At 59.1% G+C, this 16,574-nt stretch carries 15 protein-coding genes; 4 read left to right on the top strand and 11 right to left on the bottom strand.

Going from position 1 to position 16,574, the window contains the following annotated elements:
* Positions 1 to 31 precede the first annotated feature (31 nt).
* Complete coding sequence (locus tag F3J36_RS10565; RefSeq protein WP_166719649.1) at positions 32 to 796, bottom strand: SDR family NAD(P)-dependent oxidoreductase; 765 nt, start codon at positions 794 to 796, stop codon at positions 32 to 34.
* A 278-nt stretch (positions 797 to 1,074) separates the two neighbouring features.
* On the opposite strand from F3J36_RS10565, the gene F3J36_RS10560 reads away from it, so the two are divergent.
* Genes F3J36_RS10560 through F3J36_RS10550 form a run of 3 tightly spaced genes read left to right on the top strand, consistent with a single transcriptional unit; the run spans position 1,075 to position 4,802 of the window.
* Positions 1,075 to 1,824, top strand: a complete 750-nt coding sequence (locus tag F3J36_RS10560; protein ID WP_247653170.1) for a gluconate 2-dehydrogenase subunit 3 family protein — start codon at positions 1,075 to 1,077, stop codon at positions 1,822 to 1,824.
* Positions 1,825 to 1,827: 3 nt separating this feature from the next.
* On the top strand, positions 1,828 to 3,591 hold the full coding sequence (locus tag F3J36_RS10555; RefSeq protein WP_166719648.1) for a GMC family oxidoreductase: 1,764 nt from the start codon (positions 1,828 to 1,830) through the stop codon (positions 3,589 to 3,591).
* The gene (locus F3J36_RS10550) at positions 3,588 to 4,802 is read left to right on the top strand and encodes a cytochrome c (protein ID WP_166719647.1); all 1,215 of its coding nucleotides are present in this window, start codon (positions 3,588 to 3,590) and stop codon (positions 4,800 to 4,802) included. The genes F3J36_RS10555 and F3J36_RS10550 overlap by 4 nt, the downstream gene beginning before the upstream one ends.
* Before the next feature lie 49 nt (positions 4,803 to 4,851).
* On the opposite strand, the gene F3J36_RS10545 is transcribed toward F3J36_RS10550, so the two are convergent.
* From F3J36_RS10545 to dalD, 3 genes are read right to left on the bottom strand one after another with little or no spacing between them, the layout of a single operon-like run.
* Positions 4,852 to 6,132: an MFS transporter gene (locus F3J36_RS10545; RefSeq protein WP_166719646.1), complete on the bottom strand. Its 1,281-nt coding sequence runs from the start codon at positions 6,130 to 6,132 to the stop codon at positions 4,852 to 4,854.
* 29 nt (positions 6,133 to 6,161) lie between these two features.
* Positions 6,162 to 7,631 carry a xylulokinase gene (xylB, locus tag F3J36_RS10540; protein ID WP_166719645.1) on the bottom strand — a complete coding sequence of 490 codons (1,470 nt, stop codon included), beginning with the start codon at positions 7,629 to 7,631 and terminating at the stop codon, positions 6,162 to 6,164.
* Between the two features lie 12 nt (positions 7,632 to 7,643).
* Entirely contained in the window at positions 7,644 to 9,026 is a 1,383-nt protein-coding gene (dalD, locus tag F3J36_RS10535) for a D-arabinitol 4-dehydrogenase (protein WP_166719644.1), read from the bottom strand.
* Positions 9,027 to 9,222: 196 nt separating this feature from the next.
* On the opposite strand from dalD, the gene F3J36_RS10530 reads away from it, so the two are divergent.
* Entirely contained in the window at positions 9,223 to 10,170 is a 948-nt protein-coding gene (locus F3J36_RS10530; protein WP_166719643.1) for a sugar-binding transcriptional regulator, read from the top strand.
* 102 nt (positions 10,171 to 10,272) lie between these two features.
* Here the strand turns inward: F3J36_RS10530 and hisP are convergent, their stop codons facing one another.
* From hisP to cvpA, 7 genes are all read right to left on the bottom strand, one after another.
* Complete coding sequence (hisP, locus tag F3J36_RS10525; RefSeq protein ID WP_021509187.1) at positions 10,273 to 11,046, bottom strand: histidine ABC transporter ATP-binding protein HisP; 774 nt, start codon at positions 11,044 to 11,046, stop codon at positions 10,273 to 10,275.
* Between the two features lie 8 nt (positions 11,047 to 11,054).
* Positions 11,055 to 11,771, bottom strand: a complete 717-nt coding sequence (locus tag F3J36_RS10520) for an ABC transporter permease (protein ID WP_021509186.1) — start codon at positions 11,769 to 11,771, stop codon at positions 11,055 to 11,057.
* Entirely contained in the window at positions 11,768 to 12,454 is a 687-nt protein-coding gene (locus tag F3J36_RS10515) for a histidine ABC transporter permease HisQ (protein WP_058785603.1), read from the bottom strand. Before F3J36_RS10515 ends, F3J36_RS10520 begins: the two co-directional genes overlap by 4 nt.
* Positions 12,455 to 12,648: 194 nt before the next feature.
* Positions 12,649 to 13,431, bottom strand: coding sequence for a lysine/arginine/ornithine ABC transporter substrate-binding protein ArgT (gene argT, locus F3J36_RS10510; protein ID WP_031280032.1), 783 nt, complete (start codon positions 13,429 to 13,431; stop codon positions 12,649 to 12,651).
* A gap of 274 nt (positions 13,432 to 13,705) precedes the next feature.
* Entirely contained in the window at positions 13,706 to 14,275 is a 570-nt protein-coding gene (locus F3J36_RS10505) for a UbiX family flavin prenyltransferase (protein WP_021509183.1), read from the bottom strand.
* Between the two features lie 113 nt (positions 14,276 to 14,388).
* Entirely contained in the window at positions 14,389 to 15,906 is a 1,518-nt protein-coding gene (gene purF, locus F3J36_RS10500) for an amidophosphoribosyltransferase (RefSeq protein ID WP_021509182.1), read from the bottom strand.
* A 33-nt stretch (positions 15,907 to 15,939) separates the two neighbouring features.
* On the bottom strand, positions 15,940 to 16,425 hold the full coding sequence (gene cvpA / locus F3J36_RS10495) for a colicin V production protein (protein ID WP_021509181.1): 486 nt from the start codon (positions 16,423 to 16,425) through the stop codon (positions 15,940 to 15,942).
* Between the last annotated feature and the right edge of the window lie 149 nt (positions 16,426 to 16,574).

Raw genomic sequence — 16,574 nt, 5'->3', positions numbered from 1 at the left:
ACAGTACACCTGATGCTCCGCCTGTTATCTCTTACGCCTGTTTCGGCTGGCCGTTCGACGCCGTCAGACCGCCATCGACCGGCAGGTTAACGCCGGTGATGTAACGCGCGTCGTTGCTGGCGATGAAAGCAATCGCGCTGGCGATATCTTCCGGTTCACCGGCGCGGCCCAGCGGAATACGGTCATAGAAGCGTGCAAGCAGCGCCTCATCGTTTTTCATCTCTTCGGTGAGATCGGTAAAGGTAAAGCCCGGGCAAACGGCGTTAACGCGCACACCGTCGGTGCCATAATCCATCGCCAGCGCGCGGGTAAAATTGGTCACCGCGCCCTTGGCGGCGTTGTAGACACTCATGCCCCAGTCGCCGCCCAGTCCGGATACCGACGAGGTATTCACCACGTTGCCTTTACTGTTGAGCAGCGCGGGCATAAAGAAGTGGGTGCAGTAAAATACACCGTCGAGGTCAGTGCTCATCAGCGACTTCCAGTCCGCTATCGACACTTCGTGAATTTTGCCCTGCACGATGCTGCCGGCGTTATTCACCAGCACATCCACGCGCCCATACTGCTGCTGCACCTGCTCTGCCAGCTGTTTAACCTGATCCGCATCGCCGACGTCGCAGGGTGCCACCAGATGATTCTCGCCGCTCAGCGTGCTCAGCACCTGTTCCAGCTTGTCACGGGTTCTGCCCACCAGCACCACCTGTGCGCCTTCACTGGCGAAACGCTGCGCCGCTGCGGCACCAATGCCGGATCCGGCTCCGGTAATCACCACCACTTTCTCTGCAAAGCGCGACATATTTCCTCCTGGTTATTTCGTGGTTGAAACGGTTAAGCCTGGCAGCCAGCGCGATGAGTTCAAGCGAAGCCTGCAGATTTAACGTGGCGCTTAGTTCAGGAAATAACCGGCGGATTATCAAATAGTGCACTTTTTTGTATGGTTATTGGTCGCCACCCCCCAGCCCGTCTACAGTTAACATTCGCCATAAAAATTTACAAAAACTGAAGATTCCGACCCGTTGTGTCGCCGCGCACGCCGGCCGGTTACGCCTTATCTTGTTACTCTGTCTGGAAGCGATGATGAAAAAACGAGCCAAAACCCTGCCCGGTGTCACACGACGCCAGGTCCTGACCTGGACGACGCTGGGCGTTGCCGCTGGCGTCACCCGCGCCGCCGATGCTGTCTCCCTCAAGGGCGCCCCCGGCTGGACACCCTTCGCCGATAACCCTCCGGAAGAGTTCCAGGCTCAGGGCTGGCTGTTCTTCACCGATGAAGAAGCGCGCACCGTGGAAGCCATGGTTGACCGCATTATTCCGGCGGACGAGCTGAGCGTGGGCGGCAAAGAAGCCGGCTGCGCTGTTTTTATCGACCGCCAGCTGCACGGCTTTTATGGCACCTTCGAACGCCTCTACATGCAGGGCCCGTTTCAGCAGGGCACCACCGAGCAGGGCGACCAGTCGCCGCTGGTGCCGCAACAGCGCTATCGCCAGGGGCTGGCGGCGCTCAACCGCTACGTGCAGCAAACTTCGCAAAAGAACTTTGTCGATCTGACGCCGGCGCAGCAGGACGCGCTGCTGGCAGACATGGAAGCCGGAAAGGTGCATTTCAGCGGCTTTGATGCGCAGTCGCTGTTTCTTGAGGTGCTGAACAACACCATGGAAGGCTTCTTTGCCGATCCGATCTATGGCGGCAATAAAGACATGGTGTCGTGGAAGATGCTGGGCTTTCCCGGCGCGCGCTATGACTATCGCGAATACATTGAGCGCCATAACGAAAATCTGGGCTTAGAGCCGATCAGCATTGCGCAATGGAAAGCACGGGGATAAGCGATGAAAAAATTACCGAAAACCGATGTGGTGGTGATTGGTCTCGGCTGGGCCGGATCGATTATCGCCAATGAACTGGCCGACGAAGGCCTGGAAGTGATCGGCATTGAGCGCGGCCCATGGCGCGACACCGCGCGCGACTTCAATATTGGCACCGTCACCGACGAGCTGCGCTACGTGATGCGCGAAGAGCTGATGCTACGCACGCGGCAGAACACCTGCACCATGCGCAACAATCCGTCGCAAACCGCCCTGCCGATGCGCACCTGGGGCTCGTTCCATCCGGGCAACGGCACCGGCGGCGCGGGCAATCACTGGGCCGGCATTACCTTTCGCTTTCAGCCGGAAGAGTTTCGCCTGAAAAGCCACCTGACCGAACGCTACGGTGCCAGTGCCATTCCGGATGAGCTGGTGCTGCAGGACTGGGGCACCAGCTGGGAAGAGATGGAGCCGCACTACATGCAATTTGAGCGCGTGGCCGGCACCTCGGGTTACGCCGGCAATATTCAGGGAGAGAAACGCACGGGCGGCAATCCGTTCGAAGGCGCGCGGTCGGCCGACTACCCGACGCCGCCGCTGCGCCAGCCCTATGGTCCGACGCTGTTTGCCGAAGCAGCAAAAAATCTCGGCTACCAGCCGTTTCCGGTGCCCTCCTCGCTGGTTTCCGAGGCGTACACCAATCCCTATGGCGTCACCATGGGCCCCTGCACCTTCTGCGGCTTCTGCACCAACTACGGCTGCGCCAACTACTCGAAAGCCAGCGCCATCACCACCGTGCTGCCAGCGCTGATGCGCAAAGAGAACTTTACCGCGTATACCAACTGCGAAGTGCTGGAAGTGCTGACCGATGCCAGCGGCAAACAGGCCACCGGCGTGACCTATATTGACTCCTCCGGCGATAAGTGGGAACAGCCAGCCGATCTGGTGATCGTCGCCGCCTTTACCTTTGAAAACGTGCGCCTGATGCTGCTCTCCGGCATTGGCCAGGCTTATGATCCGGTCACCAATAAAGGCACCACCGGTCGCAATTACGCCTACCAGACGGCCAACGGCGTCACGCTGTTTTTTGACAACAAAAACTTTAACCCGTTTATCGGTGCCGGCGCGGTGGGCATGGGCATTGATGAATTCAATAACGATAATTTTGATCACAGCGGTCTGGGCTTCTTCGGCGGCGGCAGCATCCGCGTGACGCCCATCGGCTCGGCACCGATTGGCTACCGGCCGCTGCCGCCCAACACGCCCAAATGGGGCTCGAAGTGGAAACGCGCGCTGAAAGACAACTACCTCAGCACTATGTCGATTGGCTGCGAGGCCAGCAGCTACACTACGCGCACCAACTATCTGTCGCTCGATCCCAACTACAAAGATCCGCATGGCCGACCGCTGCTGCGCATCACTTTCGACTTTGCGGCGAACGATCTGAAAATGGCGCAGTACTGCACGGGTAAAGTGGCAGAAATCGCTAAATCGATGAACCCGCGCGAGATGATTGTCAAACCGATGACCGGCCACTGGAGCAGCGTGCCGTATCAGTCGTCGCACGTGGTTGGCGGCTTTATCATGGGCAGCGATCCCTCAACCAGCTCGGTCAATAAACATCTGCAGGTGTGGGATGTACCGAACCTGTTCGTGGTGGGCGCATCAGCCTTTCCGCAAAACCCGGGCTATAACCCGACCGGCACCGTCGGCGCGCTGGCGTTCAAAGCGGCGCATGCGATTCGTCACTACTATCTGCAACGTCCCGGGGAGATGATTACCGCATGAAAACACGCCTCTCTCTGTGCGCTGCCGCGCTGCTGCTCACCAGCTTTGTGTCTCACGCCCAGCCGGAATACGATCAATACGCGCGCGGCAGCTATATCGCCACGCTGGCGGACTGCACCGCCTGCCACACCGCCGATCCGCAGCAGCCGTTTGCCGGGGGCGTCAGGTTGCAGACGCCGTTTGGTACGCTGGTCGGCGCTAATATCACGCCGGACCGCGAAACCGGCATCGGCAACTGGCGCTATGAAGATTTCCGCCGCGCGATGACCGAGGGCATCGGCCACGGCGGCAAGCGTCTGTACGGCGCGATGCCGTTCACCGCCTACACCAAAATGTCGGATAAGGATCTGCAGGATTTGTGGGCATGGATGCAGACGCTGCAGCCGATACACAACCCGGTCGAGACCAATCAGCTGCCCTTCCCTTTCAACATCCGCACCAGCCTGATGGTGTGGAACTGGATCAACTTTGACCGGGGCGCGTTCCAGCCGGACGCCCGTCAATCCGCCCAGTGGAATCGCGGTGCGTATCTGGTGCAGGGCGCGGGCCACTGCGGCACCTGCCATACGCCGAAAAACCTGCTCGGCGGCGATAAAAACGGCGCGTTTTTGCGTGGTGAAGTGGTTGAAGGCTGGATGGCGCCGGACATCACCGCGAACCCGCACAGCGGGCTGGGCAAATGGAGCCAGCAGGATATCGTCAGCTACCTGCGTACCGGCGTTAACCGTTTCGATATCGCTTCCGGTCCAATGGCCGACGCGGTGCGTCACTCCACGCAGCACTGGCGCGATGAAGATCTGCAGGCGGTAGCGGTGTACCTGAAAAGCGGTGAATCGAGTGATGAGCAAGCGCCCGCCGCACTTGCCGCGACGGACGATCGCATGAAGCTGGGCGCGCAAATCTATGCGGCGAAGTGCTCAGCCTGCCACAGCCCGGGCGGTCGCGGTGAGAAGAATATCTTTCCGCAGCTGGCGGACAATCCGTTGCTCAATCAGGAGGATGCCACCTCGCTGATTCGGGTGGTCGCCGCCGGTAGTCGCGGTGTCGATACCGATGCCCGCCCTACGGCACCGGCAATGCCGGCCTTTGCCGGCACGCTGGGTGATGAGGAGATCGCCGCGGTGGTGAGCTACATCCGCAACAGCTGGGGAAATGCCGCCGCACCGGTCAGCGCTGACGACGTGAAGAAAGTGAAACAGAAGCTGGAATAGCGCCGTGTCGGCACCGGCAGCGGCGGCTGCCGGTGCGACAGGCTCAGCTTTAGCTGCGCTGCTGCAACACCGGCGACTTCACCGCTGACGCTTCCCGCGTGTGTCCCGGCTGCGGCACGCGAATGATAAAGGTCAGCACGCCGGCGAACAGGTAGAGCGCGGTATAGGCCCATACCACCCCGACGATATCGAAGAACGGCAGCAGCAGTGAAGCAATCGCCGGGGCCACAAAGTTACTCAGCCCGGCCGACAGATTGTAAATCGATACCGCTGCGCCCTTATGATGCGGTTCCAGCGTCGGGAACACCGCGGTCATCGGCACAAAGGCAGCGACAAAGATCCCCAGCATGATCGCCGGAATCAGCGCCACCCAGAAGTTATGCCCGGCATACAGCGGCAGGTAGTAAAACGCCAGGCTGGAGATCGCCATACCGAGACAGCCGAACCAGCGCACCTGACGGATCCAGCCCAACTTCTCACCGGTAATGCCCCAGAAAATATTGGTAAAGATAGTGACGAAGAAGAACACCGCCCAAATCTGCAGCCATTCGGAGATGGTAAAGCCGAGCCGATCGACAAACAGCAGCGGCATGATGATGGCAAATCCGAACAGCGACAGCGTATTGATGATGCGGATCAGGCAGGCATAAAACACATGCTGGTTGGTGAACAGAATGGTTACGGCACGCGACATCTCCGTCATCTTATCGCGCAGCGGCAGATTAACGCGTGAACGATCCACCGGCACGTTGCGCAGGCTGAAGTAGGCCAGCACGCCGCCGCACGCCACCCAGACAATCGCCAGCCATAAGGTGCCGGTTTCGCCCAGCATCGGGATGGTCAGGCTCGGCAGGTAGCTACCCACCACGCCAATCCCCACGGAGTACATCGCCCAGAACCAGCCGGTGGCGGCGGCCAGCTTGTCACGCGGCAGCACCTGCACCAGCATCATCATGAACGAGTAGATAAACAGCGGATAGGCCAGGCCGCGAATGCCGTAGAACAGCACCATCAGCGGATAGTTACGCAGCCCGAGCCCCAGCGACATAAACAGCGCATGCATGACGATCCACAGCACAAAGCCAATCATCATGGCGCGCTGCGGCGTAATCAGCTCCGCCACCACGCCGGAGGCCCACGCCGCCAGCGCGGCGGCCAGACCATAAAACGTAAACACCACCGCCGACTGGGCCGGCGAAAAGCCCATGTCAGTGATGTGGCGCGAGAGAAACGCCATTTCGAAGCCGTCGCCGGCCATGAAAATGGCGATGGCCAGAAAGCCCCAGAACATCTTTTTCGGTAAGCCAAACCAGTATGCGTTCGATTGCATGACAATCTTCCTTCCGTTCGCTAATCCGATCAGGCAGGCAGCAACGCGCGCGCCTGCTGTTGTTGTACATAGAGTTCACGGAACAGGCGCAGCCGCTGCTGCAGCACGGCCCCGCGCGCCGTATCGGGCTGATAGCGCGCCTGCACCGGCGGCTTCAGGCACACGTCGGCTTCACTGCCGCCATCGGCCAGCCACGCCAGCCGTGCCGCACCCAGCGCGCCGGAGGCGCTGGCCGGATGGGTCACTATCGGCAGCTGCAGAACGTCGGCAATCAGCTGCGCCCACAGCGTGCTGCGCGCACCGCCGCCGGTCAGGCTGCACTGCTGAATCTGCTGCTGCGTATCGCCCAGCACCGCCAGACCATCCGCCAGGCCAAACGCTACGCCCTCAATCACCGCATAGCCGAGCAGCGCGCGCGGCGTTTCGTGGCGTAAATGGAAAAATGCCCCGGTCGCCTGCGGATCGTTATGCGGCGTGCGTTCGCCAGAGAGATACGGCAGAAACAGCGGCGCCTGACGCAGCTGTTCCGCGCTGAGCTGTGCCATCTCATCCATCAGCTGGCTTTCGGTGACCGACAGCAGATTGCACAGCCAGCGCAGACAGCTGGCGGCGCTGAGCATCACGCTCATCTGGTGCCAGCGTCCCGGCAGCGCATGGCAGAAAGCGTGCACGCCGGATTGCGGATCGGCGCGCAGCCGATCGTTAACCACAAAAATCACGCCCGACGTGCCGAGCGAGATAAAGGCATCGCCCGCATTAACCGCACCGACGCCCACCGCCGATGCGGCGTTATCACCACCGCCGCCGGCCACGCTCACCGTGGCGGCTAAGCCCCATTCGCTGGCCAGATCGGCGCGCAGCGTGGCGCTGACCGCGCTGCCCTCAACCAGTTCGGGCATCTGTGCGCGTGTCAGCCCGCTAATCGCCAGCAGTGCGTCAGACCAGTCGCGCTGCGCCACGTCGAGCCACAGCGTACCGGCGGCGTCCGACGGCTCGCTGACAAAGCGCTCGGTCAGACGCCAGCGCAGGTAATCTTTCGGCAGCAGCACCTTGTCGATGCGGCGAAAGATTTCGGGCTCATGTTCCGCCACCCAGTGCAGTTTCGGCGCGGTAAAGCCGGGCATAATCAGGTTGGCGGCGATTTCCATCATCTGCGGATGCTGCTGGCGCAGCGCATCACACTGCGCCGCGCTGCGCGTGTCGTTCCACAATATGCACGGCCGCAGCACCTCACCGGCGGCATCCAGCAGCACGGTGCCGTGCATCTGACCGGAGAGACCGATGGCGCGGATCGCGGCCCACGCGTCCGGTGCCTGCTGGCGCAGCCCGGCGATCGCCTGACCACACGCCTGCCACCAGCGCTCGGGATCCTGCTCCGCCCAGTGCGGATGCGGACGCTGCACGCTGAGCGTGGCGTGATTCGACGCCACAATCTCGCCCTGCGGGTTAACGATCAGCGCTTTGAGTTCTGAGGTGCCAATATCAATGCCGAGATACATGCTGTGCGCTCCTTACACCGTCGCAGGCTGCAGCAGTTGCTGCTCAATGGCGTCTACGCTGCGCGTCACCAGCGCATGAAAAGCGCGGTCATCGGCCAGTTCGGCAAACAGCGCGCGGTCGCTGAGGAAGGTTTGTAGCGCATTCTCGCCGCTCAGCTGCTGGCGCAGCGCGTCAGCATTGAGCACGCCATCCTGATAGGCATACGGCAGCTGGTTGCTGGCCCAGCGTTGCAGGAACAGGTAGAACAGCGCCGGCAGCACGGCGGTAGCGGTCGGTTCTGCGCCGCGCTGATAGCATTCGCGCAGCGTCGGCGTCACCATGCCGGGAATCTTCGATAGCCCATCGGCACCAACGCGCTGGTTGGTATCTTTGATGTAGGGATTGCTAAAGCGCGCCAGCACCACGTCGCGGTAATCCGCCAGATCGAGCGGGCTGGGCGACAGTGACGGGATCACGTCCTGCGTGATGTAGTCGTACGCCAGCTGATAGATCGCGGGCTGACGCGTGCTGTCATCAATGTAGTCATGGCCGGTGAGCGTGCCGGCCCAGGCAATCGCCGCGTGCGTGGCGTTGAGGATGCGGATTTTCGCCTCTTCCCACGGTAGCACCGACGCCACCAGCTCCACGCCCACCTTTTCCAGCGCCGGGCGTCCGGCGATAAAATCATCCTCAATCACCCACTGGATAAACGACTCCGCCATCACCGCCGCGCCATCGTCTCTACCGGTGGCCGCTTTGACGCGTTCGGCGACATCCGGCGTGGGGCGCGGCGTGATGCGATCCACCATGGTGTTTGGCGAAGTGGTGTTATCGCGCACCCAGCTGGCCAGCGCACTGTCGCCCTGCGCGGCGAGAAACGCCAGCATGCCATGACGGAAACGTTCGCCGTTGTGACGCAGGTTGTCGCAGTTGAGCAGCGTGACCGGCGCACCGCCGCGGGCCACGCGCTGGCGCAGAATGCGGGTCAGCGCGCCGTAAATAGTGCGCGCCTCACCACGGAGATCGGCCTGAATATCTGCCTGGCTGAGATCGAGCTCATGCGCCGGCGTCAGGTAATAACCGGCTTCGGTCACGGTAAAACCGATCACTTTTGTCTCAGCGCTGGCGCCCTGTGCCACCAGCGCGCTGATCTCCGCGTCCCACGGCAGGATGGTGCGCAGCGAAGCGATGGTTTCATACGCGCGCTCGCCCTCCGGCGTCACGGTTTCCAGCACGTACTCGCCGTTTTGCGCCTGCAACTGATCAAGCAGCGCTACCGCATCGCCGCGGATGTTGCCGAGCGCGATGCTCCAGCTGTCATCGCCCTGCTGGCGCAGCTGGTGCAGATACCATGCCTGATGCGCGCGGTGAAAAGAGCCTGCGCCGATATGCATCCACACTGATTTCGTCGTCATAGTCGCCTCGAAATAAACATTTGCCACAATTGAGGGCATTTGCCCGATGAGGTGTAGCATAGTCGCCGCCGGGGCGATCGTTCTGCGAGATCCATCACATTTAATACTTTTGCTCTTTTTTAGGGCTTTTGCTCAGTTAACGCTTCAGGGGCAAGACGCGATAAACTGGCGCATCGGAGTTTGACGGAACAGGGCGATGAGCAGAGAAGAGAAGAAGCAGGAGCTGGCAGCGCGGGCAGCGTGGATGTATTACGTGGCGGGCGTCACGCAGCAGGAGATTGCGCGCGCGCTGGGCTTATCGCGGCAGGTGGCGCAGCGGCTTGTCTCCAGCGCACGTGAAATGGGCATGGTCAGCGTGAAGATCGACCATCCGGTCACGCACTGCCTGCATCTGGCGCGCGAGATCGAACAAAAGTTTGGCCTGACGCTGTGCCGCGTGGTGCCGTCAGCCGGGCTGGATGATGAGGCGATTCAGCAAATGCTGGGGGTGGAAGGCGCGGCGGTGATGGCGCAGTTTATCAACGAAGAGACGCCGCAGGTGTTTGGCATCGGTTCCGGCAAAACGCTGCGCTCAATGATTGATGCGCTGCCGTGGGTTGAACGGCCACAGCATCAGTGTGTGTCGATGATCGGCGCGATTGCGCGTGACGATTCCGGTACCCGCTACGACGTACCGCTGAAAATGGCGGAGAAGATGCAGGGCAAATATTTCTTCATTCCGGCGCCGCTGTATGCTGACACGCCGCAGGATAAGACGATGTGGGTGCAGCATCAGGTCTATCAGCGCGTCACCCAGCGTGCGCTGCAGGCGAACGTGGCGTTTGTCGGCATTGGCGAAGTGATGCCGGGCTGCCCGCTTAATGCCGAAGGCTTTATCACCGATGCGCAGGTAGAAGCGCTCAACGCGCGCGGCGTGGTGGGTGAAATGCTGGGGCATTTTTTCAATCAGCAGGGAGAGCGGGTGTACGGCGAAACCGATGAGCTGCTGACCAGCGTACTGCTGGAGAGCCAGACGCAGCGCAATATCATCGGCTTTGCCGGCAGCGCGCGCAAATACGCAGCGATTCACGCCGCGCTGCACGGCGGCTGGATCTCCGGGCTGGTGACGGATGAAGACACCGCGCTGAAACTGCTGCATGATTAATTAAAAATTTCTGTGATTCGTCGCGGCGCGATGTATCGCGCGGGTTTGACCGCCACATCGCCGGGAAACGCGCAATACATTGCGCCGCAACGGTTCAGAAACCTATTTCAACGATCCCTTCAAAAACTGCTGCAGGCGCGGGCTTTTCGGGTTGCCGAACAGTTCGTCTGGCGCGCCCTGCTCTTCGATTTTGCCCTGATGCAGAAAAATCACGTGGCTGGATACGTGACGGGCGAACTCCATCTCGTGCGTCACTACCACCATGGTTTTGCCCTCTTCGGCCAGCTTCTGCATGATGCGCAGCACTTCGCCTACCAGCTCCGGATCGAGCGCCGAGGTGGGTTCGTCAAACAGCAACACTTCCGGCTCCATTGCCAGCGCGCGGGCAATCGAAACACGCTGCTGCTGGCCGCCTGACAGATGCACCGGGTATTTGGCACGCGCGCGCGCATCAATACCGACTTTATCGAGGTATTTAATTGCCCGCTCGCGCGCTTCGGCTTTGCTCAGCCCCAGCACCTGAATCGGTGCTTCAGTGACGTTATCCAGCACCGTCATGTGGCTCCACAAATTGAAGTGCTGGAACACCATGGTCAGCCGGGTACGCAGCGAACGCAGCTGCTCCTTGTTGGCCACTTTCAGCTGGCCATCGGTGTCGCGCACCAGGTTTATCGCCTCGTTGTTAACCGCGATGGTGCCTTCACTCGGCTTTTCGAGGAAGTTGATGCAGCGTAAAAAGGTACTTTTCCCGGAACCGGACGAGCCAATAATGCTGATCACATCGCCGGCGTTGGCCTGCAGCGACACGCCCTTCAGAACTTCATGTTCACCGTAACGCTTATGCAGTTCGGTAACGCTTAATTTATTTTCAGCCATAGTCATACTCAGTGCGACGAAGAGGGTTTCACATGCGCGAGGAAGCGGCGCTCCGCAAGGCGGAACAGGCTAATCAGCACGTAAGAGATAATCAGGTACAGCACCGCAGCGATGCCGAACGCGGTGAACGGCTGATAGGTCGCCGAGTTGATATCGCGCGCGATTTTTAGCAAATCCGGCACGGTGGCGGTGAACGCCAGCGCGGTGGAGTGCAGCATCAGAATCACTTCATTGCTGTAGGCGGGCAGCGCGGTGCGCAGCGCCGACGGCAGAATGATGCAGCGGTAAAGTTTAAACGGCGAGAAACCATAGGCGCGCGCGGCTTCGATTTCACCGTGTGGCACGGCGCGAATGGCACCGGCAAAAATCTCGGTGGTATAAGCACAGGTGTTCAGGGTAAATGCCAGCAGCGTACAGTTCAGGCCGCTGCGGAAGAAGGCGTTCAGCAGCTCGGAGCCTTTCACCACCTCCAGCGTGTACATGCCGGAATAGAATACCAGCAGCTGCACATACAGCGGCGTGCCGCGAAACACATAGGTAAACAGCCACACCGGCGTGGAGATATAGCGATTGGGCGAGACGCGCGCGATGGCCAGCAGCACCGCAAGGCTGCCGCCAATCACCACGGACAGAATCAGCAGCCACAGCGTGATGGCCACGCCGGTAAAACGGTAACCGTCGGTCCAGAGCAGTTGTTTCCAGTACTCCTGAATAATCTCGATCATAACTCTGCCCTTTTCACCCCTACCGAGTAGCGGCGTTCAAGCCACCACAGCACGCCGTTGGACAACGTGGTAAACACCAGATAAATCACCCCGGCAACAATCGCGAAGTAGAACGGTTGCCAGGTACTTTTGCCGGCCAGCTGCGTGGCTTTTACCACATCTTCAAGGCCGAGCAGCGACACCAGCGCGGTGGCTTTGAGGATCACCTGCCAGTTGTTGCCGATGCCGGGCAGCGCAAAGCGCATCATCGCCGGGAACAGAATGCGACGGAAAGTTTGCGCGCCGGTAAAGCCGAAGGCGGTGGCGGCTTCAATCTGCCCTTTCGGCACCGCGAGAAACGCGCCACGGAAAGTTTCAGTGAAGTAAGCACCGTAGATGAAGCCGAGCGTAATAATACCGGCCACCATCGGGTCGATATCAAACTGTGCCATGCCGAGCGCATCGGTTACGGCGTTGAGGGCAATCTGCAGACCGTAAAAGATCAGCAGCATCAGCACCAGGTCGGGCACGCCACGGATTAGCGTGGTGTAGCCTTCAAAAATCATCGCCAGCGGGCGATTGCGGGAGAGTTTGGCACCGGCCCCTATCAGGCCCAGCACCACGGCCAGTACCACCGAGCTGAGCGCCAGCTCAAGGGTCACCAGCGTGCCTTTGAGAATTACTTCAGAATAGCCATACAACATGGGTTCGATCCTGTCGTGAGGGAAATAAACAAACGCTGTCCAACAACACACGGACAGTCCTGACCAGGGATGTGAATCACGGAAGGATGGTGGCAAGCGTATGAACTCCGGGAGTTTACATAAGTAAGCGCCCGGAGTGAATAGTTATGACCCACGTTAGCGTGACTCAATGCGCCCGTTCAGGAACAGGAGTCTTAATCGCCGTAAACGTTGAAATCAAAGTACTTCTTCGCAATCTTGTCGTAGGTACCGTCTTTGCGCATGTCGTTAAAGGCTTTGTCGATGGCAGCTTTCAGATCGGCGTCATCTTTACGCAGGCCCATACCGGTGCCGACGCCAAAGATTTTGTCATCTTTCACCGCCGGACCGGCGAACGCGTAGTTTTTCCCGACTGGCTGCTTAAGGAAGCCTTCGCTCGCCTGCACTTCATCCTGGAACGCCGCATCAATACGGCCAGCGTTCAGGTCCTGATACACCAGATCCTGGTTGGCATACGGCGTGACGGTCACCCCTTTTGGCCGCCAGTATTCATTCGCGTAGGTTTCCTGCGTGGTGCCCTGCAGCAGGCCGATGTTTTTGCCCTTCAGCGACTCAATGGTCGGCTGCAGTTTAGACCCCTTCGGCGCCACTAAACGCGCGTTCGCTGCATACAGTTTTTCCGAGAAGGCGATCTCTTCCTGACGTTTCTCGGTGATCGAGAGTGAAGAAATGATGGCGTCGATCTTCTTCGCTTTCAGCGACGGGATCAGCGCATCGAAATCACTTTCCACATAAGTACATTTGGTCTTGATACGCTTACAGATCTCGTTGGCCAGGTCGATATCAAAGCCAACCAGCTGGCCCTGCGCGTTCTTGGACTCAAACGGCGGGTAAGTTGGATCGGTCCCGATGCGCAGCGACTGCGGTACCGCTGCGAACACGCTCGCAGCGCCGGACATAGCCAGCATCAGAGAAAGAGCCAGAACTCGCTTTTTCATAGGTAACCCTCAAGTGAAGTGCTTATTGTTATGTGGTGCGTGATGTGTTTGCGCTGAATGTTTTGCAGGTTTCATGCCAGTTGTGCAAATCGGCGAAACTGTGCGCAGGCGCACTAAATACCGCGTCCATCTGGGACGCAAGCACTTAGTTTGTGAGGGAAATATAACAGCGGTGTGAGGAAGAAAAAGTGAGATTGTTAACTTTTGGTGCACAAGATGCACGAACAGTGATCGGCCCCGCGCTTTTGCACGCATTCAGTGCATTATTGCACCATCATGCACCCTGCCAGCGGGTAAACAGATCTTCCGGCAGCTCGATATCAAACTGATCCAGCACGCGGTTGACCGTCTGATCAATCAAATCGTCGATGCGCTGCGGGCGGTGATAAAACGCCGGCACCGGTGGCATAATCAGCGCCCCAAGCTCGGCGGCGGTGGTCATCATGCGCAGATGACCGAGATGCAGCGGGGTTTCCCGCACGCACAGCACCAGCCGGCGCTGCTCTTTCAGCACCACGTCGGCGGCGCGCGTCAGCAGACTGTCGCTGTAGCTGTGCACAATGCCCGACAGGGTTTTCATGGAACACGGCACAATTGCCATACCCAGCGTTTTGAACGAGCCGGACGAGATGCTGGCGGCGATATCGCGCACATCGTGCACCACATCGGCCAGCGCCTGCACGTCACGCAGGCTGTAATCGGTCTCCAGCGCCAGCGTTTGCCGCGCCGCCGGGCTCATCACCAGATGGGTTTCCACTTCGGCTAACGGTTGCAGCACCTGCAGCATACGCACGCCGTAGATCGCGCCGCTGGCGCCGGAAATACCAATGATGAGTCGTTTCATAATTCAGCCTTGCTGCAAAAGAGTGCGCCAATAATAGCCGCTCCGCCGCTATAAATACAAAAACAAACAGGGCGGGATTGCGCCCGCCCTGTTTCGTCTGCCTGAGACTGACCTTAACCTTCGTTATGCAGTTCCAGGTTCTCCACTTCGTTCTGACGCGCAATCGCTTTGGCATCGTCATTACGCAGCGACTGCAGATATTCCAGATACTGCAGGTCAACGTCTTTGGTGACGTAGATGCCGTTGAACACTGAGCATTCGAACTGGGCAATATCCGGGTTCTCTTCACGCACCGCGTCGATCAGATCCTGCAGATCCTGGAAAATCAGCGCATCGGCTTTAATCAGCTGACGAATCTCTTCCACTTCACGGCCGTGCGCAATCAGCTCGGTGGCGCTCGGCATATCGATGCCGTAGACGTTAGGGAAGCGAATTTCCGGTGCCGCCGACGCCAGATAGACGCGCTTCGCGCCCGCTTCACGCGCCATCTCGATAATCTGCTCAGAGGTGGTGCCGCGCACAATCGAGTCATCCACCAGCAGCACGTTTTTATCGCGGAACTCAGCGCGGTTGGCGTTGAGCTTACGGCGTACCGCACTGCGGCGCAGCTGCTGGCCCGGCATGATAAAGGTACGGCCCACGTAGCGGTTTTTCACAAAACCCTGGCGGTACGGCTTATCAAGAATACGGGCGATCTCCAGCGCGGTATCGGTCGAGGTTTCCGGAATCGGGATCACCACGTCAATATCGAGATCTTCCCACTCGCGGGCAATTTTCTCGCCCAGCTTGGTGCCCATGCGCACGCGTGCGCTATAGACGGAGATCTTGTCGAGGAACGAGTCCGGACGCGCAAAGTAAACGTACTCGAACAGGCACGGATTGCTTTTCGGGTTCTCTGCGCACTGGCGCGTCGAGAGCTGACCCTGCTCGGTGATGTACACCGCTTCGCCTGGCGCAACGTCACGAATAAACTCGAAGCCGAGCGTATCCAGCGCCACGCTCTCTGAGGCCACCATGTATTCGGTGCGGCCATCGGCCAGCTCACGCTTGCCCAGTACCAGCGGACGGATACCGTTAGGATCGCGGAACGCAACCATGCCGTGACCGATAATCATCGCCACCACGGCGTAAGCACCGCGCACCTGCTGATGCACCGCCGCCACGGCAGCAAAAATGTTGTCAGCTTCCAGCGGATAGTGCTGAAAACGATCCAGCTCCTGAGCAAAGATGTTGAGCAGGATTTCGGAATCTGAGGTGGTATTCACATGACGGCGACCGACTTCGAACAGCTGCTTGCGCAGTTCATGGGCGTTGGTCAGGTTACCGTTGTGAGCCAGCGTGATGCCGTACGGCGAGTTCACGTAGAAGGGCTGCGCTTCAGAGGCGCTGGAGCTGCCGGCAGTCGGATAACGCACGTGGCCGATACCCATATTTCCCTGCAAACGCTGCATGTGGCGCGCTTCAAACACGTCGCTGACCAGGCCATTGGCCTTACGCAGACGGAAGCAGTTCAGCGCATCGATGGTACAAATGCCGGCGGCATCCTGCCCGCGGTGCTGCAGCACCGTTAACGCGTCATAGATCGACTGGTTTACTGGCATAAAACCGGTGATACCAACAATACCGCACATGTTGTCATTTCCTCATTAGCCGCACTCCCGGTGTTACCGGGGTAAAAAACTCGACGTGCTTTTCAGGTAATCGAAAAACCACCTGATGATGTAACTGAACTGGGGAATGAGTTGAGACTGTTGCCAGTCCGGACTTTTTGAAAAGCCGGTGAATGTATCAAGGAAGAAGAGAATGGCGGATACAATCAGCACGCCACGCAACGCCCCGAAACAGACCCCCAACACCCTGTCGGTTCCCGACAAGCCGGTTTTCTCAACCAGCGAGCCGATCACATAGTTCACGATGGCACCCACAATCAGGGTGGCAACGAATAACACCGCGATGGCGATGCCGTTGCGAACCAGTTCGTCGTCAAAACCTGTAAACCAGACTGCAAGGTAGGCGTAGTAATGACTGGCGACAAAAAACGCGCATCCCCAGGTAACAAGAGATAAGGCTTCCCGGACAAACCCGCGAATCAGGCTGACCAGAGCCGAAAAACCAACTACCGCAATAATGACGTAATCAATCCAGATCATGAACGCTTCCAGTACAGTGCATTTGCACCCCTGCATCCAGTTCGGGGCGCATTCTAACAGAAAAAGAAAACGTTTGCGTAGGGTTTTCCGGTTCTGTCCCGAGAAAAAGGGCGATGAAAAAAACTTTCCTCGCCCTTGTTGATGTCAGC

The organism is Pantoea sp. Cy-640 (assembly GCF_011752635.1).
GTDB classification, from domain to species: Bacteria; Pseudomonadota; Gammaproteobacteria; order Enterobacterales; family Enterobacteriaceae; genus Pantoea; species Pantoea dispersa.
The sequence above is the reverse complement of the archived record's forward strand: the minus strand, read 5'-3'. Positions and strand labels throughout refer to the sequence as shown.